The organism is Haloarcula vallismortis ATCC 29715, assembly GCF_000337775.1.
Taxonomy (GTDB): Archaea; Halobacteriota; Halobacteria; order Halobacteriales; family Haloarculaceae; genus Haloarcula; species Haloarcula vallismortis.
Map to the genome: position 1 here is coordinate 144,376 of NZ_AOLQ01000065.1, position 14,002 is coordinate 158,377.

The 14,002-nt window shown below is 64.3% G+C and carries 19 protein-coding genes and 2 tRNA genes; 17 read left to right on the forward strand and 4 right to left on the reverse strand.

Translation table 11 applies throughout. The features are described 5' to 3' along the window. Window positions 1-48 precede the first annotated feature (48 nt). The 11 genes from C437_RS15660 (at window position 49) to C437_RS15710 (ending at window position 8,473) form a co-directional block, all read left to right on the forward strand. Window positions 49-1,401 (forward strand): sulfatase, encoded by a 1,353-nt coding sequence (locus C437_RS15660; RefSeq protein ID WP_004517968.1) that lies wholly within the window; start codon window positions 49-51, stop codon window positions 1,399-1,401. Then, entirely contained in the window at window positions 1,398-1,958 is a 561-nt protein-coding gene (locus tag C437_RS15665) for a dihydrofolate reductase (protein ID WP_004517969.1), read from the forward strand. Before C437_RS15660 ends, C437_RS15665 begins: the two co-directional genes overlap by 4 nt. 71 nt (window positions 1,959-2,029) lie before the next feature. Continuing rightward, window positions 2,030-2,308, forward strand: a complete 279-nt coding sequence (locus tag C437_RS15670; RefSeq protein ID WP_004517970.1) for a hypothetical protein — start codon at window positions 2,030-2,032, stop codon at window positions 2,306-2,308. 203 nt (window positions 2,309-2,511) lie between these two features. Then, on the forward strand, window positions 2,512-3,042 hold the full coding sequence (tfe, locus tag C437_RS15675) for a transcription factor E (protein ID WP_004517971.1): 531 nt from the start codon (window positions 2,512-2,514) through the stop codon (window positions 3,040-3,042). After that, window positions 3,042-3,716 carry a DUF2110 family protein gene (locus C437_RS15680; protein ID WP_004517972.1) on the forward strand — a complete coding sequence of 225 codons (675 nt, stop codon included), beginning with the start codon at window positions 3,042-3,044 and terminating at the stop codon, window positions 3,714-3,716. Before tfe ends, C437_RS15680 begins: the two co-directional genes overlap by 1 nt. A 10-nt stretch (window positions 3,717-3,726) precedes the next feature. Continuing rightward, window positions 3,727-4,509 carry a DUF5803 family protein gene (locus C437_RS15685; protein WP_004517973.1) on the forward strand — a complete coding sequence of 261 codons (783 nt, stop codon included), beginning with the start codon at window positions 3,727-3,729 and terminating at the stop codon, window positions 4,507-4,509. 81 nt (window positions 4,510-4,590) lie between these two features. Further along, the gene (locus tag C437_RS15690) at window positions 4,591-5,433 is read left to right on the forward strand and encodes an NOP5/NOP56 family protein (protein ID WP_004517974.1); all 843 of its coding nucleotides are present in this window, start codon (window positions 4,591-4,593) and stop codon (window positions 5,431-5,433) included. After that, window positions 5,430-6,062, forward strand: a complete 633-nt coding sequence (locus C437_RS15695; RefSeq protein ID WP_004517975.1) for a fibrillarin-like rRNA/tRNA 2'-O-methyltransferase — start codon at window positions 5,430-5,432, stop codon at window positions 6,060-6,062. The genes C437_RS15690 and C437_RS15695 overlap by 4 nt, the downstream gene beginning before the upstream one ends. 107 nt (window positions 6,063-6,169) lie before the next feature. Further along, window positions 6,170-7,249 (forward strand): glutamate--cysteine ligase, encoded by a 1,080-nt coding sequence (locus C437_RS15700; RefSeq protein ID WP_049919854.1) that lies wholly within the window; start codon window positions 6,170-6,172, stop codon window positions 7,247-7,249. Between the two features lie 101 nt (window positions 7,250-7,350). Continuing rightward, window positions 7,351-7,893 (forward strand): winged helix-turn-helix domain-containing protein, encoded by a 543-nt coding sequence (locus C437_RS15705; RefSeq protein WP_004517977.1) that lies wholly within the window; start codon window positions 7,351-7,353, stop codon window positions 7,891-7,893. A gap of 91 nt (window positions 7,894-7,984) precedes the next feature. Beyond that, a complete protein-coding gene (locus C437_RS15710) occupies window positions 7,985-8,473 on the forward strand; it encodes a phosphopantetheine adenylyltransferase (RefSeq protein ID WP_004517978.1) in 489 nt (162 codons plus the stop codon). Here C437_RS15710 and C437_RS15715 read toward each other — a convergent pair whose 3' ends face one another. Further along, window positions 8,474-8,782: a cyclin family protein gene (locus C437_RS15715; RefSeq protein WP_004517979.1), complete on the reverse strand. Its 309-nt coding sequence runs from the start codon at window positions 8,780-8,782 to the stop codon at window positions 8,474-8,476. It abuts the gene before it with no gap. Window positions 8,783-8,868: 86 nt separating this feature from the next. On the opposite strand from C437_RS15715, the gene C437_RS15720 reads away from it, so the two are divergent. After that, window positions 8,869-8,953: transfer RNA gene (locus C437_RS15720), tRNA-Leu, on the forward strand. Window positions 8,954-9,298: 345 nt separating this feature from the next. Continuing rightward, window positions 9,299-9,487, forward strand: a complete 189-nt coding sequence (locus C437_RS15725; protein ID WP_004517980.1) for a DUF7511 domain-containing protein — start codon at window positions 9,299-9,301, stop codon at window positions 9,485-9,487. Window positions 9,488-9,623: 136 nt separating this feature from the next. Here C437_RS15725 and C437_RS15730 read toward each other — a convergent pair. Next, a tRNA-Leu gene (locus C437_RS15730) sits at window positions 9,624-9,708 on the reverse strand. Between the two features lie 131 nt (window positions 9,709-9,839). On the opposite strand from C437_RS15730, the gene C437_RS15735 reads away from it, so the two are divergent. Genes C437_RS15735 through C437_RS15745 form a run of 3 tightly spaced genes read left to right on the forward strand, consistent with a single transcriptional unit; the run spans window position 9,840 to window position 12,094 of the window. After that, entirely contained in the window at window positions 9,840-10,340 is a 501-nt protein-coding gene (locus C437_RS15735; RefSeq protein WP_004517981.1) for a helix-turn-helix domain-containing protein, read from the forward strand. A 38-nt stretch (window positions 10,341-10,378) separates the two neighbouring features. Further along, on the forward strand, window positions 10,379-11,506 hold the full coding sequence (locus C437_RS15740) for an acyl-CoA dehydrogenase family protein (protein WP_004517982.1): 1,128 nt from the start codon (window positions 10,379-10,381) through the stop codon (window positions 11,504-11,506). Window positions 11,507-11,551: 45 nt separating this feature from the next. Further along, on the forward strand, window positions 11,552-12,094 hold the full coding sequence (locus C437_RS15745) for an HAD family hydrolase (protein WP_004517983.1): 543 nt from the start codon (window positions 11,552-11,554) through the stop codon (window positions 12,092-12,094). Here the strand turns inward: C437_RS15745 and C437_RS15750 are convergent. Beyond that, window positions 12,073-12,300 (reverse strand): DUF5822 domain-containing protein, encoded by a 228-nt coding sequence (locus C437_RS15750; protein ID WP_004517984.1) that lies wholly within the window; start codon window positions 12,298-12,300, stop codon window positions 12,073-12,075. The genes C437_RS15745 and C437_RS15750 overlap by 22 nt on opposite strands. Window positions 12,301-12,397: 97 nt before the next feature. On the opposite strand from C437_RS15750, the gene panB reads away from it, so the two are divergent. Beyond that, window positions 12,398-13,207: a 3-methyl-2-oxobutanoate hydroxymethyltransferase gene (panB, locus tag C437_RS15755; RefSeq protein WP_049919855.1), complete on the forward strand. Its 810-nt coding sequence runs from the start codon at window positions 12,398-12,400 to the stop codon at window positions 13,205-13,207. A 22-nt stretch (window positions 13,208-13,229) separates the two neighbouring features. Here panB and coxB read toward each other — a convergent pair whose 3' ends face one another. Then, a complete protein-coding gene (gene coxB / locus C437_RS15760; protein ID WP_004517986.1) occupies window positions 13,230-13,949 on the reverse strand; it encodes a cytochrome c oxidase subunit II in 720 nt (239 codons plus the stop codon). Window positions 13,950-14,002 lie beyond the last annotated feature (53 nt).

The following is a 14,002-nucleotide window of genomic DNA, read 5'->3' on the forward strand; positions in this document are numbered from 1 at the left end:
GCAGTTGTGCCGCGGGGCTTTTATCCCTCGACGCTAACTGTGGCGCAGATGTCGCGTCACAACGTGTTGGTCGTCGTCGCCGACAGTCTCCGCGCCCGGAGCACCTCCGTCCTGGGCTATCGCCGGGAGACAACGCCGTTTCTCGACACCTTCGCCGAGGAGGCGACAGTGTACACGCAGGCCCGCAGCCCAAGTAACTGGACCGTCCCCAGCCACGTCAGTATGTTCACGGGCCACGAGGTCCACGAGCACGGCGTCGACCACACCGCGAGACTCGACGCCGGCCACACAATCTTCGAGGAACTGGCCGAGGCGGGCTATGACACGGGGTTGTTCTCCGACAATCCGTTCCTGACGGACCACGAGTCGGGGCTCGACGAGGTGTTCCAGACGGCTATCGGCTCACCCGAGCAGTACGATTCGGAATACGAGACGAACGGCTCGCTGGGTGACTGGCCCAACGGCTTCTGGTACGCCGACCGGACGCTGGAGTGGATCGACGACCGAGAGAGCGAGTGGGCTGCCTGCATCAACCTGATGGACACCCACCGCCCGTACGAACCGCTTGCCGAGTACGACGAGTGGAGCGACGAGCGCTCCCGTGAGATGCAGGAGTCGATGGGATTCAAGTGGCACTGGGAGTTCCTCTCGGGGAACCTCTCCCTTGGCTTTGCAAGCATCCTCGAACAAATATACGACGGCGCAGTCCGGCAGGCCGACGCCATCTTCGAGACTCTGATCCGCGGGCTGGACGAACAGGGGGTCCTCGACGATACGCTGGTCGTCTTCGCCGGCGACCACGGCGAGGGTTTCGGCGACCCGACAGCAATTCCCGAGGAACCGCCGGCCGTCAGCCACCGCATCGGAACCCACGACACCATGTACCACGTCCCGCTCATCGTCCGTGCCCCCGGCCAGCGGCACGGTCACCGCGTCACTGACTTGGCGACCCTCAGCCGGTTCCCCGACGCCGTCCGCGCGATAGCGCTCGGCGACGGCAACGCGGACGGCCCGGCGTTCGCCTCGCCGAACGGGACCGTCGTCGCGTCCCAGGCCCCCATCGGGCCGGCGATGCGCGAAGAGGCCGAACGGGTTTGTGGCGACGCCGCACCGTTCGCGAAGCACGCCCGACTGGTCTATCACGACCGGCCCGGCGACGAAGTGCGTAAACGGGCGGCGTGGGGCGACAGCGCCCACGAATCCGTCATCAAGGGCTGTGGCGGCACGGCCGAGGACAGCGATATTGATGCCGCCGTCGTCCGGAACCACTTCGACAGCGACCGGTACACCGACGTGGATATTGCGACGCCGCTCGACGGCTACACCGAGTTCGAGGATGCGTCCGACACGCAGTTCGCTGACGACCTCGACGAGCGACTGGAGGCACTGGGATACAGATGACGACGATACCTGACACCGAACTGGTCCTCGTGGTTGCTGCAGACGAGAACAACGTCATCGGTCTGGACGGCGGTGTCCCCTGGCACTACCCGGAGGACGTGCGACAGTACAAGGCCCGCATCGCCGGCCACCCGGTCATCCTCGGCCGACGGACGTTCGACTCGATGGATCCGCTCACGGACTGTTACACCGTCGTTCTGACGAGTGACGGCAGCCGGAGCGCCGACTCGGAGAGCGTCGAGTACGCCACGACGCCCCGGATTGCGGTCGACGCCGCCGCCCGCGCCGGCGCGACCGAGGCCTTTGCCGGCGACGACTCAGCCGGACCGAGTGACGCCCCGCCCGTCACCTACGTCATCGGCGGCGAAGCGGTGTACGACCTGTTTCTCCCGTTCGCCGGCCGGGTTTTCCTCAGCCGTATCCACGAGCACAACGAGGGAGATCGCTACTTCCCGGACCTTGGCGAGGAGTGGACGGAGTTGTCCCGGGAGTCTCACGACGGGTTCGACGTCATCGAGTACAGGCAGGCGTCGCCGCGGCCGCTCGACGACCTCTGACCGTTCAGCAACGAGGGCGGTCGTCCGTAACTGTCTGTGACCTGAAAACCATAGCTGTTAAAGTAATTCAAATGACTACTATCCTGCAACAGCTCGTGATGCTAGACAAAATCAAAGAATCCGTCTCGGACGTGCTCTCGGGTGGGAAGCGGCAGTCGGACGACGAACCACAGGCCGGAACAGTGACCGAGAAACGTGTTCAGGCCAGCGCTGCCGGCGATAGCGGGACGGACGCGGCCGGCGAACCCGAATCGAATCTATACGAGTGTCCGTCCTGTGACTCCGTCTTCGTCGCTATCGACAAAGAGACCTGCGCCTCCTGTCGGACGCCAGTCGAGCGAATCGAATAGCGGGTCTGTAGCGGTGCAGTCAGCGTTTTCAGTGCTGGCAGCAGGTGCGAGCGGGGCTGCTGCCTGCCGTAGGTAGCTGCTGCGGGCAGGCAAAGCTGGGCTCCACGGCCTTATGAGCACAATCATGCTTACCGCCCCGGCGTCACCGTTCGAGAGAGGACGACCCGATGGTTTTAACCACATGACTCCCGGATGTGCGGGTAATGGCTTTTGAGGAACTCTTGGAGGACCCCGTCATACAGAAGTACCTCCACGAGCTGGTCGGACCGAAAGGGATGCCGGTCGCCGCCGCGCCGCCGGACGGCGAAGTGACCGACGAGGAACTGGCCGAGGAGCTCGGACTCGAACTGAACGACGTGCGTAGAGCGCTGTTTATCCTCTACGAGAACGACCTCGCGACCTACCGTCGGCTCCGCGACGAGGACTCCGGGTGGCTCACGTACCTCTGGACGTTCCAGTACGAGAAGATTCCCGAACAACTGCAAGAAGAGATGCACCGCCTGCTTGACGGTCTCGAAGAGCGCCGCGAGTACGAGCGGGAAAACGAGTTCTACCTCTGTGAACACTGTGGCATCCGCTTCGAGTTCGGTGAGGCGATGGAGTTCGGCTTCGAATGCCCCGAGTGTGGCAATCAGGTCGAGACGATGGAGAACACCCGGCTCGTCACCGCGATGGAGAGCCGCATCGACGAGCTCAGAGACGAACTGAACGCTGACGTGGACGTGGAAGCCTGATGGTCGTTCTCGGTACAAAAGTGTACGTCGCCGGCGACGCCCGGGACCGTACGCTCGACGGGCTGCGCTCGATGGTCGGCAACGAACTCGGCGACCTCGACGTGGAATACGACATCAGCCTGCGGGACGACGAGTTCCCGTCGGTGACCGTCGACGGCCCCGACGAGACCGTCGCAAAGAACCTGTTGCGTGAGGAGTTCGGCGAGATGGTCGCCGACCACGAGGACGGCGAGACGTACGTCGGAACCCTCGATAGCTGGGACGAGGACGGCTTCGTCCTCGATGTCGGCTTCGGCCAGACGGTCCGGATTCCGGCCGACCAGCTCGGGCTCGGACAGGGGACGCCGACCCAGATCCGGAAGCGGTTCGGACTGGTCCAGCACCTCCCGCTTCGTTTCGTCGCTGGCGACCCGGCGCGCCTCGCGGAGGTCGAACAGGACCGCCTGTACGAGTGGAGCCGTGGCGATAACGGTCGCATCAACGCAAACAGCGTCACGCGTTCAGAGGCGCGCGCGACGGTCAACCGCGCCGGCCACGCACAGGACATCGTCACTGTCGAACGAATCGGCCTGTTAGAACAGAGTATCATCTGCAACCCGGACACTGACCCGCCGGGGCTGCTCGCCGATATCGGGCAGTACATGCCGTCGGAGCTACTGGCAATCGTCCCCTGACTTTCGAGCTATGAAACGCCGACACCTCCTGCTTGTCGCCGTTCTCGCACTGGTCGCCCTTTCGGGCTGTACCGGCTTCTTCGGCTCCGAAGAGGTCGACCCGGAGCGGCTGAACGAGAACGCGAGCTACGATTGGAACACCTCCGCTGACGGGACCATTGTTATCGAGGAGTCGAAGTACACCGCCGTCTACGCCGTCGAAAACGAAACGACGTTCGACGTGTACACCGTCGACGGCCTCGGGCGCGAGCGGAGCGTCCCCATCAGCGCACTTCGGTTCAGGTACGACAACGGGACGGTCGTTAGCGCAAACGAATCGTCGCTGAGCGCTTCGGAGACCCGCCAGCGGACCACGATTAATTTCTCGGGGAACGTCTCCGGACAGGTGGGGTACTCGGTCGCACGGACCGGCAAGCGCTTTGCCTCTCCGGCACTCGTCGAAGACGGGTCGTACACGGTCGTGCTCCCGCCTAACACCGGGGCCGGGATACCGTTCCTCTCGCGAATTAGCCCGGGTGGCTACGAGTCCGAGACCGTCGACGGCCAGCAGGTCATCCGCTGGGACGAGGTGACCGCGGACCAGATCGTCGTCCGGTACTACCTCGACCGCGACCTGTGGCTGTTCGGCGGCCTGTCGGCCATCGCCATCGTCATCGGCGTCGTGGGGACGCTGTACTACTATCGACAGCTGCAGGCGGTGATTCGTCGACGCAAGGAGGCCGGTATCGACCTCGAAGAAGAGGACGGCGACGACGACCCACGGGACCGCGGTCCGCCGCCAGGAATGCGCTGAAGCCGGATCGAAAGCGGCAACCGGCGCGCTTCGCAGACACTAATCGGGTCACTTTTTCGCATCGGGCGTGCACACACGGCTATGAGCAACGGGTGGTTCGCCGGGCTGGACCCGGACGACGACGCGGCCGCTGTCAAACGGATAGCGGCCGGGCAAGCCGACACGCCGGACGACTGGCCACAGCAGGCCGTCGACGCTGGGTTCGCCGACGACGAGGCGGACTACTACCACCGCCTCCACGATGTGACGATGGCGGCGACCAGCGCGGCGGTCGCCGAACAGGAGGGGGCCGACGACCAGCAACTGGTCCACGCGGTGCGAGCAATGGCCGACTGCGAACGCACGGCGAATGAGCTCTCCGAACGGGTCGCTGAATGGGGCGGGAGCCGATACGGTGATAGCGGAAGTGGCGTCGAGTACGCCCGCTCGGTCACTGACCGGGACGACGAGGACGAGGGGGACATCGCCCTTCGGTCACTTGCAGAGCAGACGGTCGAACTGGCCAACGAAGCGGACTCGCTTCGGGCGTACATCGAGCGGACCGCGCCCGCCGTCGCGCCGAACCTCTCGATGCTGGCCGGGCCAGTGCTTGCTGCCCGGCTCATTTCACTGGCCGGCGGGCTCGAAGCACTTGCGAAGAAACCGAGCGGGACGGTGCAAGTACTTGGAGCCGAGGACGCCCTGTTCGCCCACCTCAAGGGGAATGCCCCCTCACCGAAACACGGCGTCATCTTCACCCACGAGTACGTTCGGGGGACCCGCCGGGAAGACCGCGGGTCGGCCGCGCGGGCGCTGGCGGGCAAGCTCTCCATCGCGGCCCGCATCGACCACTACAGCGGCGACCGCCGGCCGGACCTGCAGGCCGACCTCGACGAGCGCATCGAACGGATTCAGGCACGAGCCGAGGAGGGAGACAGCGAATGACGCTCCCAACTGGCGTCGAGCGCCACGACTTTGGCGGCGAAACGAGCCTCGCCACACAGGGACAGCCGGTGTATGGCGAGCGGACTGACGGCGACTGGCGGCGATGGGACCCCCACCGCTCGAAGCTCGGGGCGATGCTGGAGCAGGGGATGGAAACCGGTCTCGAGGGCGGCGAAACCGTCCTGTATCTCGGCGCGGCAGCCGGGACGACCGTGAGTCACGTCGCTGATTTCGGCGGCCCGACCTACGCCGTCGAGTTCGCGCCCCGGCCGGTTCGGGAACTGCTGGACGCCGCGGAGAGCCGACAGAACCTCTTTCCGCTGCTCAAGGACGCGCGAAAGCCCGGGAGCTACGCTCACGTCGTCGAACCGGTCGACGTTATCGTGCAGGACGTGGCGACCAGAGGGCAGGCCCGGGTAGCGGCGCTCAACAAGCGGTTCCTCGGCGACGACGGGCGGCTCCTCGCGGCTATCAAAGCCCGGAGTGAGGACGTGACCGCTGACCCTGCGGACGTGTTTGATAGCGTGCGTGAGGAGCTGAGCGCCGAATACGAGCTGCTTGAGACGGCGCGTCTGGACCCGTATCACGAGGACCACCTCGGTATCGTTGCCCGGCCCCGCGAGGACTGACTCGGTCCGTTCTGTTCGCGCGACTCACTTCAGGAGCAGAGCCAGTTATGTGGGCCGAGCGGGCAGGGACGGAAGGCTTTACCGGGTCGATTCCGATGTGCTGAATAATGGACGCGACGGGTTCTGCCGAGCATTTTACCCGGATGGGGACGCTTGGCATCGAGGAAGAGTTCTACGTCGTCGACGAGTTCGGTCGCCCGACGTCTGGCACGGACGAACTCGTCTACGAGACGGAGCCGCCAGCGGTTCTCGACGGCCGGCTTGACCACGAGCTGTTCAAGTGCGTTATCGAGACACAGACGCCACGCATCGACGACCCGGCGGACGCCGGTGACCACCTCCGGTCAGTCCGGGACGCGCTGGTCGACCACGCCGAAGCGAACGGGTTCGATATCGCCGCTGCGGGTCTGCACCCGCTGGCGAAGTGGCGCGAACTCGAACACGCCGAGAAGCCCCGCTACAAGTCACAGCTGGACCGCATCCAGTATCCACAGCACCGCAACACGACCGCGGGGCTGCACGTCCACGTCGGTGTCGACGACGCCGATAAGGCCGTCTGGGTGGCGAACGAACTCCGCTGGCATCTCCCGCTGATGCTCGCGCTGTCGGCGAACTCGCCGTACTGGAACGGCTTCGACACCGGGTTGCAGTCCGCCCGTGGGAAGATATTCGAAGCCCTGCCCAACACCGGGATGCCGACGGCGTTCGACGACTACGACGCCTTCGAGACCTACGAACGGCGGATGCTCGAAACGGGGAGCATCGACGACCGCGGCGAGCTCTGGTTCGATGTACGGCCCCACTCCGGCCACGGCACCGTCGAAGTGCGTGCGCCAGACGGGCAGGCTGACCCGGACCGGGTGCTGGCATTTGTCGAGTACGTCTACGAACTCGTTGTCGACCTCGCCGAGCGCTACGAGGACGGAGAATCCGGCCGACGACTCCGTCGGGAGTTCCTCGACGAGAACAAGTGGCGCGCAATTCGCCACGGCCAGTCCGCCGAACTGCTGTCGCGTGACCTATCGACCACACGGTCAGTCGAGGAACTGGTTGAAATCGAGAGTGACCGCCTAGGTATCGATGGTCTGTGGAAGCTGTACGACCGCGAAAGCGGCGCAGAACGACAGCGCCGGCTTCGCTCTGCGGAGGGCGTCATGGCGCTCGCTGACTCGCTGCGACTGTCCTGAGCTGCCCTGTTGTCCAGAGCCGAACCGGCTGAGTGAACGGCAGAGCGCCATAGCCAAGGGTTTTTATCCAGCTATAGCTTTTGTCCTCACAGAGACAACGTATGTCTACAGACGACAACGACCACGACGACCTCGAGGACACAGACGATGTCCGCGACCGAATCGAACAGGAGGCAGACCGCGCGGTCGAGCAGTTCGACGAGGGAATTGTCGACCTGCTGGCGTGGGTCCTTGACACGGAGACGCGAGCGCGGATCTACGTGCACCTGCGACAACAGCCCGAAAGTACCAGCGAGGAGATAGCCGAGGGAACCGGCCTGTACCCGAGCACCGTCCGCGAGGCCCTGGCCGCGCTCACCGAGGAAGAGGTTGTGACGCGCCAGAAGCGTGAGAGCAACGGCGCGGGCAACAACCCCTACGAGTACAGCGCCATCTCGCCGAGCGACCTCGTCAACACCATCGTCGGTGACATCCAGTCGGAACTGAACACAGTGTTCAATCTCGACGACCACATCGGCGGCGAAACGACACTGGAACCCGACGACGAGCCAGTGACGATTACGGTCGAAGATGCGGACGACGACGCGACGAACGCCGATGCAGGCGAGGACACCGGCACCGACCCAGACGAGTCTGAAGATTAAAACGACGCCGCCGACGTGTAGTCAAACCCGGCTCCAGCAGGCTGTTTCGCAAGTCGATATTACTAAACCTACCCGTGCCGTTGCCCGGGATATGAATGTCGCGCTGGGGGGAACGTTCGACCCGATTCACGACGGGCACCGCGCGCTGTTCGAACGCGCACTCGAACTCGGGGACGTGACAGTTGGCCTCACCAGCGACGACCTCGCGCCGAAGACGCGCCACGACCAGCGCCATGTTCGCCCGTTCAGCGAACGGAAATCCGCACTTGCCGACGAGCTCGCGGCGCTCGCCGCCGACTGGGAGCGCGAGTGGGAGGTCCGAGAACTCACAGAACCGACCGGCATCGCCACGGAACCGCAGTTCGACATGCTCGTCGTCTCGCCAGAGACGGAGACCGGCGGCCGTCGTATCAACGAAATCCGCGAAGAACGGGGCCACGACCCGCTCGAAATCGAAGTCGTCCCACACGTCCGCGCTGAAGACGGCGATATCATCTCTTCGACCCGAATCGTCGAGGGCGAAATCGACGAACACGGGAACCTGACCCCGAATCGCACCGGCCGTCAGAACATTTCGTAGTTACCAGCCCGGCGCTTCGAGTCCGGCTGTCTCCAGCAGGCCCTTCCAGCGCTGCTGAATCGTCAACCGGGAGACGCCAGTCGCCTCCGCGACAGCGGACTGGGACCGCTCCTCGCCGGCTACCAGGGCGCCAACGTACACACTGGCCGCCATCGTCGCCTGTTTCGACCGGTCCTCCGCCGGAACTGTCGAAAGGAACAGGTCGACCGCATGGGACCGCGCCGCCGTTCCGAGGTCGAGCCTGTCCGACGCCGCCTCGATATCGGACAGCCACTCGTCGTGCTCGATTCGGTCGCTGGCGCGGTGCATAACAGCTCGTTGTTCCTCATCCTACCTAAACCTTCGTCGCCCGCAAGCGAAGGGTTCTTGATGCCAACGCGGATATCGACTGGTGCGCGCGGGTTGCCGAGCCAGGCCAAAGGCGTAGCGCTTAGGACGCTATCCCGTAGGGGTCCGCCGGTTCGAATCCGGTCCCGCGCATGAGCGAACGAAGTGAGCGAAGAGCAGGACCGGAGCGAACCCTGCAAGGAACGCGCAGCGAACTGTTGTGAGCGAGCATTTCTTGCTCCGGTTCGAATCCGGTCCCGCGCATATTCTGTCCGAACGACAGTGAGGACGAATAGCGGCCGGGGGGTATTCGAGCCCTGGGAGGCGCAGCGGCCGAACGAGGTGAGGCCAACCGGCTCTATCCGGTTCGAGTCCGGTCCCGCGAGTTCTCGTTGCCAGAAGCAACTGAAGCGGGTCACCGACCAGATTCCCACAGGGCAAGAATGGCAACTGCCGCTTATAGGGTGCGTCTACGTCGGATTAGGTGAGGGACTGACGATGTCAGTGTACGACCCACTCCGTGACTCGTCTGCTCGCCCCGCAGGATCGACTCGGTTCGACTATGCGGTTGACGACGCGGACAATCCGACCGAGCTCACCGTCTTTAGCGACCAAGACGAGGAGCTCCCGACCCACTGGATTTCGGTCGACATAGACCACGCTGTCGCGCTCGACGAGATGCGGTGAGCGAGGAGTGGGCTCGCTCAGGACGCGTCTATCGGTTTCTTGAGAACGGATTGGACAGCCAACGCTCTGGAAGCGTTGTGTCCGAAGTAAGTTTGCGTGGGTGCAGTCCCAAGGGAATGCACCTGCACTCTGAGAGTGCGTGGGACCGGATTCGAACCGGCGGACCCCTACGGGACAGCGCCCTCAACGCTGCGCCGTTGGCCTGGCTTGGCTACCCACGCGCGCTCTTGCTTAGTGCATTCAATCGTTCCCGGTGGGTCAATAAAAGCGCTTTCGTTTGGACCCGCCCCGGGAGGGTGTGACACTCGGTCGAACCGGACGTTTGAAATATCACGAAACCGCTACGGGGGGCATGGCCAAATACTCGACCGGCAGTGGTGGCGACAGCGCCGGCGGGAGCTGTGAGCTCTGCGGCAGCGACGGCGACCTCCAGACCGCGAACGTCGCTGGTGCGACCCTCCAGGTGTGTGACAGCTGCGCACGTGACCACGGGGAAAATGAGCGAACGACGGGCAGTGACAGCTCGCGCGACGAGCAGAACCGGAAGCGCAAAGCCGCACAGAACGCGGCGAAGCTACAGGACGCACAACAGACCGACACGTCCCACTGGGAGGACGGCGCTGACTACGACGACGACCAGCTCCCGTATCTGGTGAGCAAGTACGGCGAGCGCGTGACAGAGGCGCGCCAGAGTGAGGGACTGCAGACAAGTGAACTGGCTGCGGAACTCGATCTGGACGAAGCGGACGTCCTCGCTGTCGAGCAAGGGCGCGCGACGCAGGCGAACGTCGGCGGGTCGACGATCAAGGCGCTCGAACAGTATCTCGACATCGACCTCGTCGAGTCCAGCTGACCCCTTGATATTTTGCCGACTCCGGCGTAACGGTCGGTATGGATCTCTCCGCTGAGCAGCGAGCCATCCGCGACACCGTTCGAGAGTTCGCCGTCGAGGATATCCGCCCGAAAGCCGCCGACGCCGACCGTGAGCAGTCCTTTCCCGAGGAGTGCTGGGACGGGCTCGCGGATATCGATATCACTGGGCTGACTACGCCGGTCGAATACGGCGGCTTCGGCGCGGACAAACCGACCTACGCGCTGGTCAACGAGGAGCTCGCGTACGGGTCCCTCGCAGTCGCGACGGCGCTGTCAGTCCACTGCCTTGCGACCTCGTGTATCGCACAGTTCGGCTCCGAGGCAGTGCGGGACGAGTGGCTCCCGAGGATGGCCGACGGCCGGCCTGTCGGCGCGTTCGCGCTCTCGGAGCCACAGGCCGGGTCGAACCCCCGGGAGATGTCGACCACTGCTCGGCGCGACGGCGACGAGTACGTCATCGACGGTGAGAAGCAGTGGATTACCAACGGCAAGCGGTCGGGCGTCGTCATCGTCTTCGCGAAGGCCGACCCAGACGACCCGGATTCGATAACGCAGTTCCTCGTTCCGAAAGACGCAGACGGGCTCACCGTCGGCGAGAAGGAAGACAAGCTTGGGCTTCGTGCGAGCGACACGACGCCGCTGCAGTTCGACGGCGTCCGCGTGCCCGAACGCTACCAGCTGACCGAGGAAGGGAAGGGACTGGCCGCAGCCCTGTCGATTCTGACGACCGGCCGGGTCGCTATCGCTGCGCAAGCGGTCGGACTCGCACAGTCCGCTCTCGACGAAGCCCTCGACTATGCACAGGAGCGCGAGCAGTTCGACCAGTCGATCAGCGAGTTCCAGACGATTCAGCACAAACTCGCGGACATGGCGACGAACGTGCAGGCGGCACGGCTGTTGACGTGGAACGCCGCACAGCAACTGGAACGCGGCGAGCGGGCGAGAGCCACGGCGAGCATGGCGAAGTACTTCGCGAGCGAGACAGCGGTCGACGTGACCAACGAGGCCGTCCAGATTCACGGCGGCTACGGCTACACGACTGACTACCCTATCGAGCGGTTCTACCGCGATGCGAAGGTGACGACTATCTACGAGGGGACCAGCGAAATCCAGAAAAACATCATCGCACAGGACTTGCTGGAGTAGAGCGGAGGGGAAGCGGTTTTGCAGGTGTCGGCCCTAGCGGTGGGTGTGACACACGACGCCGTCATCTACGACCTTGACGGGACGCTCGTCAGGCTGGCTGTCGACTGGGGGACAGTGACCAGCGACGTTGCGGCAGTGCTGCGCGAACGAAACGTCGACCCTGGGAACCGCGACCTCTGGGAGATGCTGACGCTGTCCTCGGAGACTGGCTACCGTGACGCCGTCGAAGCGACGATCACCGACCACGAGCGGACCGGTGCGTACGATTCGGAGCGACTGGCCCTCGCAAACGGCCTCCCCCACAGCGTCCCCGTCGGCGTCTGCTCACTCAACGCCGAGGAAGCGTGTCGGACCGCGCTGGATACGCATGACCTCGACAGCTACGTCGGCCCGGTCGTCGGCCGGGACACCGTCGCATCCTCGAAGCCGGACCCAGAGGGCTTGTTGACAATTACCGAAGAGATCGGCGTCGACCCCGAAGCGACCGTGTTCGTCGGCGACTCGGAGAGCGACGCGACGGCCGCCCAGCGAGCCGGGATGGCCTTCGAGTGGGCGAGCGAGTTCGATCAGGCCCGGTATCGCGCGTAGAGGTAGACACAGACGGCCGTCAGGAACCAGATAAGCGCGCCGACGCGGACCGCGAACAGCGCCCGCGCGGTCCATGTCTGAAGGGTGACCGCAGTCGACGCGAGGACGACGAGCGGCGAGCCGACGAGAATCGTCGACACGAACGTGACCTGCATTACCCACCCGAAGTCCACGCCGTCCGGGTCCGTCTTCTCGACTGTTGGCACGTCCGATGGTACAGCTAGGTGCGGCAAGCACCTTGCGGTTTCCCGCACAAACTGCGCAACCCGAACAGGTAAGGCGGAGGCGCGCCCCGGCTCGGATATGCCAACTGTCCGGGATCTGCAGGCGATGGCTGGTGAGGAGTCGATCACGATGCTGACAGCGTACGACGCCGTCACCGCGAGCATCGTCGACGACACGGGTGTCGATGTCATCCTCGTCGGCGACAGTATGGGGAACGCCGTCCTCGGTCATGACGACACGCTCCCGGTCACGCTTGATGAGATGGCGTCCCGGGTCGGCGCGGTCGCACGCGGCGCAGACGACGCGCTGGTCGTCGCCGATATGCCGTTTCTCTCTTTCGGCGCGGACGAGAGCGAGAGCATCCAGAACTGTGGGCGAATGCTCAAAGAGGAGGGCGCAAACGCGGTCAAGCTCGAATCCGGCCCACACACGGTCGAGCTGACCGAGCGGCTGACGGAGCTGGGCATCCCGACGATGGCCCACCTCGGACTCACGCCACAGAGCGTGAACCAGACCGGCTACACCAGACAGGCGACTGGCCGCGAGGAGGCCGAGGAAATCCTCGACCTAGCGCGCGAACACGAGGCCGCTGGCGCGTTCGCGCTGGTGCTCGAACACATCCCGGCCAACCTCGCCGCTCAGGTCACCGAAACCGTCGACATTCCGACTATCGGTATCGGAGCCGGCGGCGACTGCGACGGGCAAGTGCTCGTGTTTACCGACGTGGTCGGCCTCTCCGAGTCTAGCCCACCGTTCGCCGAGCAGTTCGGCGACGTTCGCGGCGAAGTCGCAGACGCTGTCGACGAGTACATCGACGCTGTCGAATCCGGCGAGTTCCCGAGCAAGTCCCACAGCCACACCGAAGGCGAGCTCGACGACCTATACTGAGCGGTCACATTGGGCGGCCGACCTATCCGGCCGTCGCGGTCTGATTCTCGACCCACGTGTCGTATGCGGACTGGTTCTTGACGACGACGGTGGCGTCCATCCTGCTGTGGCCGGCCCCGCACATCTCGGCGCAGTACAGCCGGTACTCGCCGGGTTCGGTCGCACGCGTACGGGCCGTCATCGTCCGGCCAGGGAAGATGTCCTGTTTGACACCCAGTTTCGGAATGTAGATGGCGTGAATCACGTCCGTCGTTTGCAGCCTGAACGTGACGTTCTCGTCAGCTGGGATGACGAGCCGTTCCTCAGTCGTGACGTTCACGTCGGTGTACGAGAATTCCCAGCCCCACTGGTAGGCGAGGACATCTATCTCCGTATCATCCGCGAAGGCGTCGCCGTCAGCGGATGCCTCGGCCGCTGCGGGCGTGATATAGGGGTTGGCCATCACCACGAACGCTGAGACCCCGACAAAGACGAGTATTGCCCCTGTCGCGGCCGTCCAGGTCACCTCTAGCGCCGGGTCATCGACCGTCGGCTTCGGGTCGGCATTGTTCCGGAACCGGTAGATCACGTACACGAGCGTGAGTTCTACGAACAACGTCAGCGGCAAAGCGACGTACAGGAGTTGTTCGTTGAGGTCATCGATAGCTGCCCTGTTGACCGACTGCGCTGCAGCCGGAGCAGCAAGTAGCGAGAGCCCGACCACGACAAGGCCCGCCTGAACCACGCGCCGTCGGAGACGCATTGTCACACTGTACCAATCCCCATGTCAAATAACTTGCCCAAAGCCAGAACACG

What these genes read in the sequence shown, in the direction of transcription:
- C437_RS15660 (WP_004517968.1), top strand. Translation starts at nt 49, where the DNA reads ATGTCGCGTCACAACGTGTTGGTCGTCGTCGCCGACAGTCTCCGCGCC.
- C437_RS15665 (WP_004517969.1), top strand. Translation starts at nt 1,398, where the DNA reads ATGACGACGATACCTGACACCGAACTGGTCCTCGTGGTTGCTGCAGAC.
- C437_RS15670 (WP_004517970.1), top strand. Translation starts at nt 2,030, where the DNA reads ATGACTACTATCCTGCAACAGCTCGTGATGCTAGACAAAATCAAAGAA.
- tfe (WP_004517971.1), top strand. Translation starts at nt 2,512, where the DNA reads ATGGCTTTTGAGGAACTCTTGGAGGACCCCGTCATACAGAAGTACCTC.
- C437_RS15680 (WP_004517972.1), top strand. Translation starts at nt 3,042, where the DNA reads ATGGTCGTTCTCGGTACAAAAGTGTACGTCGCCGGCGACGCCCGGGAC.
- C437_RS15685 (WP_004517973.1), top strand. Translation starts at nt 3,727, where the DNA reads ATGAAACGCCGACACCTCCTGCTTGTCGCCGTTCTCGCACTGGTCGCC.
- C437_RS15690 (WP_004517974.1), top strand. Translation starts at nt 4,591, where the DNA reads ATGAGCAACGGGTGGTTCGCCGGGCTGGACCCGGACGACGACGCGGCC.
- C437_RS15695 (WP_004517975.1), top strand. Translation starts at nt 5,430, where the DNA reads ATGACGCTCCCAACTGGCGTCGAGCGCCACGACTTTGGCGGCGAAACG.
- C437_RS15700 (WP_049919854.1), top strand. Translation starts at nt 6,170, where the DNA reads ATGGACGCGACGGGTTCTGCCGAGCATTTTACCCGGATGGGGACGCTT.
- C437_RS15705 (WP_004517977.1), top strand. Translation starts at nt 7,351, where the DNA reads ATGTCTACAGACGACAACGACCACGACGACCTCGAGGACACAGACGAT.
- C437_RS15710 (WP_004517978.1), top strand. Translation starts at nt 7,985, where the DNA reads ATGAATGTCGCGCTGGGGGGAACGTTCGACCCGATTCACGACGGGCAC.
- C437_RS15715 (WP_004517979.1), bottom strand. Translation starts at nt 8,782, where the DNA reads ATGCACCGCGCCAGCGACCGAATCGAGCACGACGAGTGGCTGTCCGAT.
- C437_RS15725 (WP_004517980.1), top strand. Translation starts at nt 9,299, where the DNA reads ATGTCAGTGTACGACCCACTCCGTGACTCGTCTGCTCGCCCCGCAGGA.
- C437_RS15735 (WP_004517981.1), top strand. Translation starts at nt 9,840, where the DNA reads ATGGCCAAATACTCGACCGGCAGTGGTGGCGACAGCGCCGGCGGGAGC.
- C437_RS15740 (WP_004517982.1), top strand. Translation starts at nt 10,379, where the DNA reads ATGGATCTCTCCGCTGAGCAGCGAGCCATCCGCGACACCGTTCGAGAG.
- panB (WP_049919855.1), top strand. Translation starts at nt 12,398, where the DNA reads ATGCCAACTGTCCGGGATCTGCAGGCGATGGCTGGTGAGGAGTCGATC.
- coxB (WP_004517986.1), bottom strand. Translation starts at nt 13,949, where the DNA reads ATGCGTCTCCGACGGCGCGTGGTTCAGGCGGGCCTTGTCGTGGTCGGG.